Annotated in this window: 12 protein-coding genes and 1 tRNA gene; 4 read left to right on the plus strand and 9 right to left on the minus strand. The window is 68.6% G+C overall.

Annotated elements, in window-relative coordinates:
• Window positions 1–11 precede the first annotated feature (11 nt).
• Window positions 12–800, minus strand: a complete 789-nt coding sequence (locus tag ACN0TP_RS16820; RefSeq protein WP_417220870.1) for an acyltransferase — start codon at window positions 798–800, stop codon at window positions 12–14.
• Window positions 801–879: 79 nt separating this feature from the next.
• Complete coding sequence (locus ACN0TP_RS16825; protein WP_417220871.1) at window positions 880–1,101, minus strand: hypothetical protein; 222 nt, start codon at window positions 1,099–1,101, stop codon at window positions 880–882.
• Between the two features lie 204 nt (window positions 1,102–1,305).
• Between ACN0TP_RS16825 and ACN0TP_RS16830 the strand changes: the two genes are divergently transcribed.
• Window positions 1,306–4,575 (plus strand): AfsR/SARP family transcriptional regulator, encoded by a 3,270-nt coding sequence (locus ACN0TP_RS16830; protein ID WP_417220873.1) that lies wholly within the window; start codon window positions 1,306–1,308, stop codon window positions 4,573–4,575.
• Window positions 4,576–4,609: 34 nt separating this feature from the next.
• Here ACN0TP_RS16830 and ACN0TP_RS16835 read toward each other — a convergent pair whose 3' ends face one another.
• Together ACN0TP_RS16835 and ACN0TP_RS16840 are read right to left on the minus strand one after the other, a co-directional pair.
• Window positions 4,610–5,425: an ABC transporter permease gene (locus ACN0TP_RS16835; protein WP_417220875.1), complete on the minus strand. Its 816-nt coding sequence runs from the start codon at window positions 5,423–5,425 to the stop codon at window positions 4,610–4,612.
• A complete protein-coding gene (locus tag ACN0TP_RS16840) occupies window positions 5,422–6,414 on the minus strand; it encodes an ATP-binding cassette domain-containing protein (RefSeq protein WP_417220877.1) in 993 nt (330 codons plus the stop codon). Before ACN0TP_RS16840 ends, ACN0TP_RS16835 begins: the two co-directional genes overlap by 4 nt.
• Window positions 6,415–6,720: 306 nt before the next feature.
• On the opposite strand from ACN0TP_RS16840, the gene ACN0TP_RS16845 reads away from it, so the two are divergent.
• Together ACN0TP_RS16845 and ACN0TP_RS16850 are read left to right on the plus strand one after the other, a co-directional pair.
• Window positions 6,721–8,190, plus strand: coding sequence for a glyceraldehyde-3-phosphate dehydrogenase (locus ACN0TP_RS16845; RefSeq protein WP_417220879.1), 1,470 nt, complete (start codon window positions 6,721–6,723; stop codon window positions 8,188–8,190).
• An 82-nt stretch (window positions 8,191–8,272) separates the two neighbouring features.
• Window positions 8,273–8,545: a hypothetical protein gene (locus ACN0TP_RS16850; protein WP_417220881.1), complete on the plus strand. Its 273-nt coding sequence runs from the start codon at window positions 8,273–8,275 to the stop codon at window positions 8,543–8,545.
• Here the strand turns inward: ACN0TP_RS16850 and ACN0TP_RS16855 are convergent.
• Window positions 8,523–9,110, minus strand: a complete 588-nt coding sequence (locus tag ACN0TP_RS16855; protein WP_417220882.1) for a dihydrofolate reductase family protein — start codon at window positions 9,108–9,110, stop codon at window positions 8,523–8,525. The genes ACN0TP_RS16850 and ACN0TP_RS16855 overlap by 23 nt on opposite strands.
• A 442-nt stretch (window positions 9,111–9,552) precedes the next feature.
• Between ACN0TP_RS16855 and ACN0TP_RS16860 the strand changes: the two genes are divergently transcribed.
• Window positions 9,553–9,804, plus strand: a complete 252-nt coding sequence (locus tag ACN0TP_RS16860) for a hypothetical protein (RefSeq protein WP_417220884.1) — start codon at window positions 9,553–9,555, stop codon at window positions 9,802–9,804.
• Between the two features lie 14 nt (window positions 9,805–9,818).
• On the opposite strand, the gene def is transcribed toward ACN0TP_RS16860, so the two are convergent.
• From def to ACN0TP_RS16880, 4 genes are all read right to left on the minus strand, one after another.
• Window positions 9,819–10,391: a peptide deformylase gene (def, locus tag ACN0TP_RS16865; protein ID WP_417220885.1), complete on the minus strand. Its 573-nt coding sequence runs from the start codon at window positions 10,389–10,391 to the stop codon at window positions 9,819–9,821.
• 87 nt (window positions 10,392–10,478) lie between these two features.
• Window positions 10,479–10,554: transfer RNA gene (locus ACN0TP_RS16870), tRNA-His, on the minus strand.
• Window positions 10,555–10,703: 149 nt separating this feature from the next.
• The gene (orn, locus tag ACN0TP_RS16875) at window positions 10,704–11,342 is read right to left on the minus strand and encodes an oligoribonuclease (RefSeq protein ID WP_417220887.1); all 639 of its coding nucleotides are present in this window, start codon (window positions 11,340–11,342) and stop codon (window positions 10,704–10,706) included.
• Between the two features lie 60 nt (window positions 11,343–11,402).
• Window positions 11,403–11,600, minus strand: coding sequence for a hypothetical protein (locus ACN0TP_RS16880; RefSeq protein ID WP_417220889.1), 198 nt, complete (start codon window positions 11,598–11,600; stop codon window positions 11,403–11,405).
• Between the last annotated feature and the right edge of the window lie 23 nt (window positions 11,601–11,623).

Below are 11,623 nucleotides of genomic sequence, written 5' to 3' on the forward strand. Positions count from 1 at the left end.
GTGCCCTCCGATTAGTTCCGCAGGAGTCCGGCCAGTTGCCTCCGGTGGTGGCGGGCGCGCCGTTTGATCCGTGCCCACCGTTTCAGCGTCGTGGCGACGGGCCGCGCCTCGTCTTCCGTGGGGTTCCAGTATCCGGACTTCTTCACCGTGGAGGCATCGGGCTTGTAGAACGGCTTGGAGTTCGACAGGTGCGGGCGTTCCCACGCGACATTGCGACGGACCACGCGGGCAGGCGTCCCGGCGATGATGCAGTTGTTGGGGAATTTGCCCTTGGCGAGGCTGTTCATGCCGACGACCGACCCGTTGCCGATGCTGGTTCCTGGGCGGATGATCGCCCGGTTCGCAATCCACACATGGTTTCCGATGTGGACGTCCTGTGACCAATTGATCCGGCGGCCGGATTCCACGTCGAAGATCGGGTGTGCGTCGTCGGTGCGGATTCCGACGTCGGAGGCGATCATGACGTCGTCGCCCAGCGTGAGGCTGGTGCCTTCGACGGCCACCAGGATGCACAACTTCGTGGTGGTCACGTTCTTGCCGATCCGGATGCTCGAATCCTGTCCCACGCGCGCGTCGGCGCGCAAGGCGCCGCGGTGGGGGCTTTTCCCGCCCAGTTCCAGCACGCCGTTATCGCAATCGAACCTGGCCCGCAATGAGGCAATCTTGGCGGTCGGGTCGACGATCAGGGTGTTGTTCGATCCCTTGAAGTCCACCCTGACGTTCTGGGTGAACGTGGTGGGCGAAATGATCCTGTTTCCCCGATCGTCTTCGTACATGGAAACTTCGGTGAGCGTGGACATGGACAAATTCTAGGGCACACCCGCCGCGGCCCGTTTCCGTCGACGACGGCCGTGACGAAGAGGCATCCTGGCCGCCGACTCAGCCGTTCGGGGGCGTGGCCGGATCGGCGATGACGGGGCCGCGCTCGGTTTCATCGTCGGGCTCCCAGTCATCCGGGTGGACCCCCGGGGGAAAGTCCCCTGGCATGATCGCCCGACGTGCTTCCGCCAGTTGACCGCGCCCACCGCGCCCCGCGGAGCGTCCCCGCGCCAGATCGGCCTCGAGGATGGCCAGCGACCGTTCGACGTTCGTCTTGTTCACTCAAACTCCCGGCAGACGCGCAACCGGCCCCGCCCGAGGTGAAGGGGCGGAGCCGGTTGATGAGGTGCGGCATGGGGGCAACCACACCAGCGGCGCAAGAGACGGGGCGCCGCTGGAACCACTCTAATCGAAAGTGTGTTCGAATCCAAGTACTGGAGTGGGCGGTACCGGGTGGTGCTACCGGCCGGTTGCTAAGCTCAACGGGTGCCCCAGGACAACACCGAGCAGCCCCGCGTAGCGATCCTCGGCACCGTACTCGTTGCCGGTGCCGACGGAACCCTGGTGGAACCGGCAGGGGTGCGCGGCAAGACCCTGGTCGCAGCGCTCGCCCTCTCGCCGGGCGACCCCGTCTCCGTGGGGCGGCTCGCCGACGATGTGTGGGCCGACAACCCACCCCACGATCCCCGCGCCGCCCTCCAGACGCTGGTCTCGCGGCTGCGCCGCACGGCGGCCCCCGGACTGGTCGAATCCACGGCCGCCGGATACCGGCTGGCCGCCACCGCCCGGGACACCGACCTGGGCCGGGCCGAGGCACAGCTGGCCCAGGCAACTGCCGCCCTGGGCCGGGACCAGCCCATCGACGTCGAACACCTCACGACGGCGGCCCTGTCACTGGAACGCGGGGAACCTGGCGCCGATCTCGGGGAATCGGAACTGGCGGACGTCCTGGCAGGCCGCTGGGCCACCGTGCGGACCCGGCTGCTGGAGCTGCGGGCCGAAGCCCGCATCCGCACCGGCGACGGCCAGGGGGCGTTGGCCGACCTCGAGCGGCTCCCCGAACCCCCGGCGGCCGACGGCGCCCGGGTGGGCCTGCGCATGCGCGCCCTCGACGCCGCGGGCCGGCGCAACGAGGCGCTCCACCTCTATGCCCGGCATCGAAGCAAACTGCGCGAGCAGCTCGGCACCGACCCCTCCGGCGGGCTGGTGGCGCTCAACGCACAACTGCTCGCCGCCGAGCCCCGGCCCGGGCGCCACCGCACGGCCATCGGCCTGCGCACGGCACCGAACCCGCTGCTGGGGCGCGGGCGGGACCTCGCAGCGCTCGCCGACCTGCTGCGCACCCACCGGTTCGTCACCATCCTCGGTCCCGGCGGCCTGGGCAAGACGCGCCTGGCCCAGGAGGCGGCCCGCGCGGCGACCGGGCACACCCCAGCCGTCGTCTTCGTCGAACTCGCCGGCGTGGGAGTGGACGAGGACCTGGCCCTGGCGCTGGCCACCACCCTGGGGATCCGGGAGGTCTCCACCCTCACGTCCGTCGACGAGGTGCCCGCCCGGCTGGACATCCGCGAACGCATTCTCGGTGTCCTCTCCGAGCGAGAAACCCTGTTGGTCATGGACAACTGCGAGCACCTGCTCGATGGCGCCGCCAGCTGGATCGCCGAAATCCTTGCAGCCACCACCACTGTCGGGATCCTGGCGACCAGCCGCTCGCCCCTGTCGATCGGCGCCGAACAGGTCTACCCGCTCGAACCCCTGGATCCAGCGCAGGATGGCGCCGCCGTCGAACTCTTCACCGCCCGGGCCCGCGCCGCCCGCCCCGGCGTCGCCCTGGACCCGGTGGCGGTGGCCGAGCTGTGCACCCGCCTGGACGGGTTGCCGTTGGCCATCGAACTGGCGGCGGCCCGGGTGCGCTCCATGTCGGTCGAGGAGATCGGGCACCGGCTGCGGGACCGCTTCGCCCTGCTGACCGTCGGCGAACGCACAGCACCGGCGCGCCACCGCACCCTGGCCGCAGTGATCGACTGGAGTTGGAACCTGCTCTCGGTCAGCGAACAACGCCTGCTGCGCCGGCTCTCGGTTTTCCCCGACGGCTTCGGACCCGAGGCGGCCCAGGCCGTCGGCGGCTTCGATACCGGGGACGACGTCGGTGATGACCTGGACGGGCTGGTGGCCCAGTCGCTGGTCACCGTCAGCGAGGACGCGGCCACCGGGTTGCTGCGCCACCGCATGCTGGAGACAGTGCGCGAATTCGGGGCGCTGGCCCTGGCGGACGCCGGCGAAACCGAAGCCGTGCTGGCCGCAGTCCTGGACTGGGGGACCGGCTACGCCCGGCGCATGCTCCCGACGCTGGAGGGCGGGAACCAGCTGAAGGCCCTGGCGGCGTTTGCCGCCGAGCAGGAAAACCTGGTCTGGCTGCTGCGCACCGCCCTGGAACGCCGTGACGTCCCGGCCACCCTGGCCATCTATGCGGCGCTTGGCTACTACTGGTCCATGAGCGGTGCACACACCGACCTGGCGGCCTTCGGGGACTCCGTCATCCCGGTGACCCGACGCCATGTGGCCACCGACGCCACCCGTGACACCACCGTCCTGGCCTTCGTGCTGGCCGCCAGCACGTATCCGTTCGGCAACCGCCGGGCCGGCCTGCTGGCCCTGGGCGCCCTGCGCCGCACCCTGCGTTCCGGCACCTCCTCCACCCCGCGCATCGCGGCCCTGGCCGACTTGCTGCTGACCTCCACCGCCGGCATGGCTGCCGTCAGTGCGGCGATCGGACGCTACGCACGCTCCACCGACCCGGCAGTGGAGGGCATCGCCCGGCTGTTCGCCGCCCAGCTGGCGGAGAACGCCGGCGACCTGGACGCAGCCCTCGCCGCGGCCCGGCGCGCCTACGACCTGGCCGTGGAGGATGAGCAGATCTGGTCGCAGGCCACCGCCTCCCAACATCTGGCCGAGCTGTACGCCCAGATCGGCGACACGGCCTCCGCGCTGGAATGGATCGGCATCTCACGCAGCGGCCAGAGCGCCCTGCAATCGCACCCCGACCTGCAGCAACTCGACTGGCTGGAGGCGCTGACCCGCCTCGCCGCCGGGGATGACGACGGCGGAACCCGGGTTTTCGAGGACATCATCTCCGATGACCGCCAGGGACCCGGCCGCAGCGATGAACGCGACGGCCAACGCTCGTTGGGATATGCCGGGCTGGCCGAGGCGGAACTGGCCGCCGGGAACACCGACCGCGGCTTGGAGCTGTACCGCACCGCCGCCGGGCCGGGCACCGCCGGGCTGCGCGACCCGTGGCTGCGCATCGTCGGCGCCGCTGCAGTCATCGCCCACCTGGCCGCGGGGGACCCGGATCCCGGATTCACCAGCACGCGGACCCGCAGGCTGCGCAGCATCGTCTTGGCCGACCTGCGCCTGCGGCCCGACACCGTGGACCGGCCCATCATCGGTTGTTCGCTACTGGCCATCGGCCGGTGGCTGCTCCGCCCGGCCGCCGGGCCCACCGACCCCGAGGTGCGTGACGCCGCCCTGGAACTGGTCCTGCTGGCCGGTACCCTGGGCGTGCGCCAGACGCTGCCGGCCATGAACCTGGCAGCGAACCTGGAGGCGCTGGAAACAGGGCACCCCCGGGAGGCCCTGGAGGCCGCCCGGGGGCGGGTGGCCGGCCTGACGCCGGCCGACGGGGTGGAACGGGCCGTCGGACTGCTGCGCGGACCGGTGGTCCGCACCGCGCTGGAGGCCGGGCGGTCCTGATCCGCGAGTGCCCTGATCCCGCAGTGCGACGCGGTCAGGCCTTGCGCATGTAGGCGCGCACCGTCAGCGGGGCGAAGACCGCGACGATGACCGCTGCCCCGATGAGCGAGGACACCAGGTCGGCACCGACGACCCCGTTGTTCACGAGCTCGCGGACCGCGCTGACCAGATGCGACACCGGGTTCACGTTGACGAACCCCTGCAGCCAGGTCGGCAGCTTGTCCACGGGGACGAACGCGTTGGACAGGAACGTCAGCGGGAACAGCACGATCATGGAGATGCCCTGCACGCTGGACGCGCTGCGGGCGATGACGCCGAAGAACGCGAAGATCCAGCTGATCGCCCACGAGCAGGCGATCACCAGCAGGCCCGCCAGCACGACGGCGCCGATTCCCGCCTCGGGCCGGAACCCCAGCAGGTAGCCCATGGCGAACGTCAGGGTGGTGGCGATGGCGTAGCGCACCGTGTCGGCCAGCAGCGCGCCGGAGAGCGGCGCGATGCGGGCGATGGGCAGCGACTTGAAGCGGTCGAACACCCCCTTGTCCATGTCCTCGCGCAATTGCGTGCCGGTGACCACCGACGTCGTGATCACCGTCTGGACCAGGATCCCGGGGATGAGCAGGGGCAGGTAGCTCACGGCGTCCCCGGCGACGGCGCCGCCGAACAGGACGGTGAACATCAGGGTGAACAGGATGGGCTGGAGGGTGACGTCCATGAGCTGTTCGGGGGTGCGCTTGATCTTCAGCAGCCCCCGGTAGGCCATGGTGATGGTGTTCTGGAGGGTCTGGGTCACCGAGGTGTGGTTGCGCAGCTCGCGCTGGGCGCCCGGGACGATGGTGGTGGTGCTCATGCGTTGATCCTTGTCTGTGTGGTCTCGGTTGCCGCCGTGTCGGTGGCCGCGTGGCCGGTGATGCCCAGGAAGACCTCGTCGAGGGTGGGCTTCTGCACGCTCATCTCGGTGAGCGTGATCCCCGCCTTGCGCAGTTCCTGCAGCAGGTCGGTGACCCGGTCCACGCCGGTCATCGGGGCCGTGATGCGGGCGGCCTCGGGGGAGACGGTGCCGGCAACGCCCAGGACCCGCTGGATGATCCCCAGCGAGGTGCCCAGATCTGCGGTGTCCTGCAGGCGCAGCTGCAGCGACGAGGAGCCGACCGTGGCCTTGAGGTCATCGGGGGTGCCCTCGGCCACCACCGTGCCGCGGTCGATCACCGCGATGCGAGCGGCCAGCTGGTCCGCCTCGTCGAGCATCTGGGTGGTCAACAGCACGGTGGATCCGCTGGCGACCAGCCGGCGGATGGTCTCCCACATCTGGGTGCGGGTCCGCGGGTCCAGCCCGGTGGTGGGTTCGTCGAGGAAGATCAGCGGCGGCTGGGCGATCAGGCTGGCCGCCAGGTCCAGGCGCCGGCGCATGCCACCGGAGAACTTGGCCAACGGGCGGCGGGCCGCCTCGCTCAGCCCGAACTCCTCGAGCAGTTCGGCCGCCTTGCGTCGGGCTTCCTGGCGGCCGAGGCCCAGCAGGCGGGAGAAGATGACGAGGTTCTCGGTGGCACTGAGCTTCTCGTCCACCGAGGCGAACTGGGCGGTGACGCCGATGAGCTGGCGGACCACCTGGGCCTCGGCGACGACGTCGTGCCCGAAGATCCGGGCCGATCCGCCGTCGGGGCGCAACAGGGTGGCGAGCATGCTGATGGTGGTGGTCTTGCCGGCTCCGTTGGGGCCGAGGACGCCATAGACGGTGCCCGTCTTGACCTGCAGGTCGACGCCGTCGACGGCGCGGTGGGTGCCGAAGGTCTTGACCAGTCCGTGGGCCTCGATGGCCCAGTCGTGGGTGGTTTCCATGGATGGTTCCTTTCATCCGGGGTGTGGATTGGTGTTGGAACCATCGTGGGCCGGGTCGCTGTCACGGCGCTGTCACGGCCCTTTCACCGGCTGGCACGCGCTGACAGGGACCGATGTGGCGCGCCGGGCGGGTGTGAGTGGTCTCACCGACGCGAATGCGCGGATCATCCGCGGACAACCTAGAATGGAGGTGGGCCCAGCCCATGGGGAAAGATCCTGATACCCCGCCAAACCGTATCTGCAATGGTGCTTTCGCGGTGCCAACCGGCCAGTGGATCCCGGCCGGCTGAATTGGAAGGACAATTAGTGACCCAGCAGTCTGTCGCCGCCCAGGAAGAATGGAGCGGCCGCGAGGAACTCGCCGAGGCCATGATTCCCCTGATCGGACGTCTCTACCGCAAGAACAACGTGGTGACCTCCATCTACGGGCGCAAGCTCATCAACAAATCCCCGATCGACATCCTCAAGGCCCATCGCGTGGCCCGCCACATCGATGGTGCCGAACTCCCGCTGGCCGAGACGTACCCGCTGCTGCAGGGCCTGGACGCCCTGGACCTCGGCGCCGTCTCCGTTGACCTGGCCCGGTTGTCCCGCAAGTTCAAGCAGCAGGGCAATGGCGCCTCGCTGCAGGAGTTCCTGGCCACCGAATTCGCCTCCCAGACCGGCCGCGCCGGCGGATCCGAGGCCGAGCCGCGTGACATCGTGCTCTACGGGTTCGGGCGCATCGGGCGCCTGCTGGCCCGCATCCTCATCGAACGCGGCGGCTACGGACTGCGCCTGCGCGCCATCGTGGTGCGCAAGAACGGTGAGAACGACATCATCAAGCGCGCCTCGCTGCTGCGTCGCGACTCGGTGCACGGCCCCTTCGAGGGATCGATCACCGTCGATGAGCAGAACAACACCATCCTGGCCAACGGCACGCTCATCCAGGTCATCTACTCCAACGACCCGACCACCGTGGACTACACCTCCTACGGCATCGACAACGCCATCGTCGTGGACAACACCGGACGCTGGCGCGACCGCGAGGGCCTGGGCCAGCACCTGAAGGCCAAGGGCGTCTCCCGCGTCCTGCTGACCGCCCCGGGCAAGGGCGACGTGAAGAACATCGTCCACGGCATCAACCACGGCGACATCACCGCCGATGACCAGATCGTCTCGGCGGCGTCCTGCACCACCAACGCGATCACTCCGGTCCTGAAGGCCATCAACGACGAGTACGGCGTCGCCCACGGCCACGTGGAAACCGTCCACTCGTTCACCAACGACCAGAACCTCACGGACAACTTCCACAAGGGGGACCGCCGTGGCCGCGCCGCGGCACTGAACATGGTCATCACCGAAACCGGTGCCGCCAAGGCCGTGTCCAAGGCGCTGCCCGAGTTCGAGGGCAAGCTGACCGGCAACGCCATCCGCGTGCCCACCCCGGACGTCTCCATGGCCATCCTGAACCTGAACCTGGAGAAGGAGACCACCAAGGAGGAACTGAACACGTACCTGCGCCAGGCCTCCCTGGGTGCCGAGCTGCACAAGCAGATCGACTACATCGACTCCCCGGAGATCGTCTCGTCCGACTTCGTGGGCTCGCGCCGCGCCGGGATCGTCGACGGGTTGGCAACCATCGCCAACGGCAAGAACGCCGTCGTCTACGTCTGGTACGACAACGAGTTCGGCTACTCCTGCCAGGTGGTCCGCGTCATCGAGGAACTGGCCGGCACGCACCCGAAGGCCTTCCCGGCGGTCGAGGAGACCGCACAGGTCGAACTGAACGCCTAGGTTCCACCGGCACTGACAGTGGGCGGCCATCCCCGGCGGGGGTGGCCGCCCACTGGCGTGTGCACCGGGCACGACGGCGGTGATGGGACACTCAATCCATGACAGCACCGATTCGCCCGGCAACGCCGGCCGGCTCGTGGATGCGGCAAAGGTCGAGGCCCGCATTCGCGGCCACCGGACGTTGACGCTGCGGACCTCTGCGGATATCCCGTGGAACGCGCCGTTCTATGCGAAGCGCGGTTTCGTGGAAGTCGAGTCGCGTACGGAGTTCCATCGCGAACTCGCCGCCGTCGAGGAGCGGCTGGAACTGCCAGCCTGGGGGAGGCGCATCCTCATGGAAGCTGTCCTACGCTGAGGCCGTCAGCTGCCGGGCGATAACGCAGGGCAACAGCCCCCGACCGGAACTCGTGGCGTCCCACCAACGCCAGCTGGATGCGATCGCGCAGACCGGCCAACAAGGTCGGCCCGTGTCCGGCGACGACCGGTTGCACGACGAACTCGTATTCGTCGATCAGCCCCAGGTCGGCCAACGCCAGGGGGAGCGTCACTCCGCCGACCCATAGGCCGTCGCCTGGCTCCTGCTTGAGTCGCTGGACCGCTGGCCCCACATCGCCTTGCACCAGCTCGGCATTCCAATCGGCCCGGCTCAGCGTGCTCGAGACGACGTACTTCTTCGCCCGGTCGATGGTCTCGGCGAACGGAATCTCCCACTCTTCCATCCAGTCGGGCCAGGTGCCCGTGATCGGCTTCCGCCAGGCGGACTCCATCATCTCGTAGGTCACCCGGCCGAAGAGCAGGGCATCGGCTCGTGCCATTTCGGTAGTCCAGTAGCGCATCGACTCCTCGTCCGGCGGGGACCCGGCCTCGTGGTGGACGCAGCCGTCGAGCGTGACGTTGATCGAGTATCGAAGGGATCTCATCCTGCTGCTCTTCCCTGAAGTGCAAGTGGTCTCGGGAGCTGAGGCAAGACTACTGCCGGCCCTTTCTCCTGTCTGCGTCCCGACATGAAGTCCAAAGGACCGACCGACCGGCGACTGAACGTCGAATGGTCTGCGACAGCGCAAACCGGGGGAAATCCACCAGTGGTTTGGTACCCGCGGCGTCCTCCCACCACCGACCGTCGTCAGGCATGGTGGGAGCGACTCCGCTGGGCGACGGCTACCTTGCTCTCCGGGGACCCCCATAGCCGACGGATCGGTAGCGCGGCGCTGAAGGGAGTCTCGACGTTCAAACTGCGCACGAACGAGGACCGGCTCATGCTGCGGGCCATCGCGAGCAAACAACAGGGGGACGCGATCGGTGGGCTCCCATCAAGCCAGACGGAGAGAAATCCGGACGTGGACGCGGCCGGAGACGCGAGGGATGATGGAACCAACGAAAGGGGTGCCGACGATGGGCTGGGGTGAGCAGATCAAGAGATGGCGGCACGCGTTGCGGACGGCGCATCAGGATCCGACGGCGGGAGCCGCAACCCTCCAGCGCGGAATAGCGCCGCTGCCGGATGGCAAATACGCTGTGACGTTGCCCTCGCGCGGGATCACCGTGGTGGCCAACGACAGGCTCCAGGCCAGGCTCCTAGACGACCTTGAGGCGGTCATCGAGGCCAACAGCTAGTTCCGACTGCCGGATCAGTGCCCGAACGGGTCAGGGTCCACGCCGGGCATCCATGAATTTCCGGGGACGCCCCATTCGAGCGACTTCTTGGCCTTCTTCCACCGCCTGGCCCACTTGGGGTTGAGCTTGTCGACGTAGAGGTAGCCGTCGAGGTGGTCGTATTCGTGCTGCATCATGCGCGCGAACCAGCCGGTCGCCTCGAAATCCAGGGGGTTTCCGTCGCCGTCGAACCCCATGACGCGGGCGTACTCGGCGCGCTTGAGCGGGAAGGACAACCCCGGTGCCGACAGGCAGCCCTCGGATTCGTCGTCGGGATCCGGCTGGGCCCCGGAGACCTTGCCGAGCACGATCCGCGGGTTCACCAGCACGCCCTCGGCGGGGACACCGTCGTCGTTCTCCATGGTGTAGGTGAAGATGCGCAGGCCGACGCCGATCTGCGGGGCGGCGAGGCCGACGCCGTTGGCGGCGTGCATGGTCTCGTACATGTCGGCGATGAGCGCGCGCAGCTCGTCGTTGAAGTCGGTGACCTCGGCGGCGCGGGCGTGCAGGGCGGGATCGCCGTAGACGACGACGGGGCGGACGGGCATCGGGGGCCTCCTGTGATGCTGCACTGAAGATGACAGTTGATGACGGCGAACGAAAAAGCCGCCCCGGACGGATCCGGGGCGGCTGCCTGGGGTGAGTAACGGGGCTTGAACCCGCGACCTTCTGGACCACAACCAGACGCTCTGCCAACTGAGCTATACCCACCATTGCGTCTCTCAACGCGGTGCCCGCACCGTCGGTATTCCTACCGGAGGTCCGGGCAACGGATACTAGTTTACACACTTTCGCGCGGCCGCGCGCCACCTGAATGCCGGCGCGGCGAAGTGTGGCGGGGAACACGCCCCGCAGGGCCGTCAGCTGGCGGTGGTGCCTTCACCGGGGCCCGCATCGTTGGCCGCCAGGGATGCAGTGATCGCCTTCGCGGTCTTGCTGTCGGGGCCCGGTGCCGGGACCATGACGGCCTGGCGGTAGTAGCGCAGCTCGTTGATCGAGTCGCGGATGTCGCCCAGGGCGCGGTGGTTGCCGGTCTTGGCGGGGGACTGGAAGTAGGCGCGCGGATACCAGCGACGGGCGAGCTCCTTGATGGTGGACACGTCGATGACGCGGTAGTGCAGGTGGTCGATGACACCGGGCATGTCGCGGGCCAGGAAGTTGCGGTCGGTGCCGATCGTGTTGCCGGCCAGGGGGGCCTTGCCCGGTTCGGGGACCCACGTGCGGATGTACTCCAGCACCTGCTCGGTGGCCGTGTCCAGGTCGGTGCCGGCGTCGAGCTCCTCGAGCAGGCCGGAGGTGGTGTGCATCTGGCGGACGAAGTCGTTCATCTGCTCCAGGGCCTGCGCGCCGGGTTTGATGACGACGTCGACACCCTCACCCAGGATGTTCAGGTCCGGGTCGGTGACCAGGACGGCGACTTCGATCAACGCGTCGGCTTCCAGGCTCAGCCCGGTCATCTCGCAATCGATCCACACAATGTTCTCAGCTGAAATAGGCACGAAGCCAATCTACCGGATGCCGCCTCCGCTGGCGGGTCGGGAGCACGGCGGGGGGTGTGGTTACTGGGGCACGCCGCTGAGGAAGTACAGGACCACGAAGACGACGGCGGCCGTGGCACCGAGCACCGCTGCGGCCACCACATTGAGTCCCACCAGCGGGGATCCGATGACCACGATCACGGCGATGAAGATCCCCCAACCCAGCAGGGCACCCTGTCGCGTCGACGTCTTTTCCCCACTCGAGGCATGCCGTCCCACTGAGTCCCCCTGTTTGATCCACC

It is taken from the genome of Arthrobacter sp. (assembly GCF_048266065.1).
In the GTDB taxonomy this organism is placed as follows: Bacteria; Actinomycetota; Actinomycetes; order Actinomycetales; family Micrococcaceae; genus Arthrobacter_H.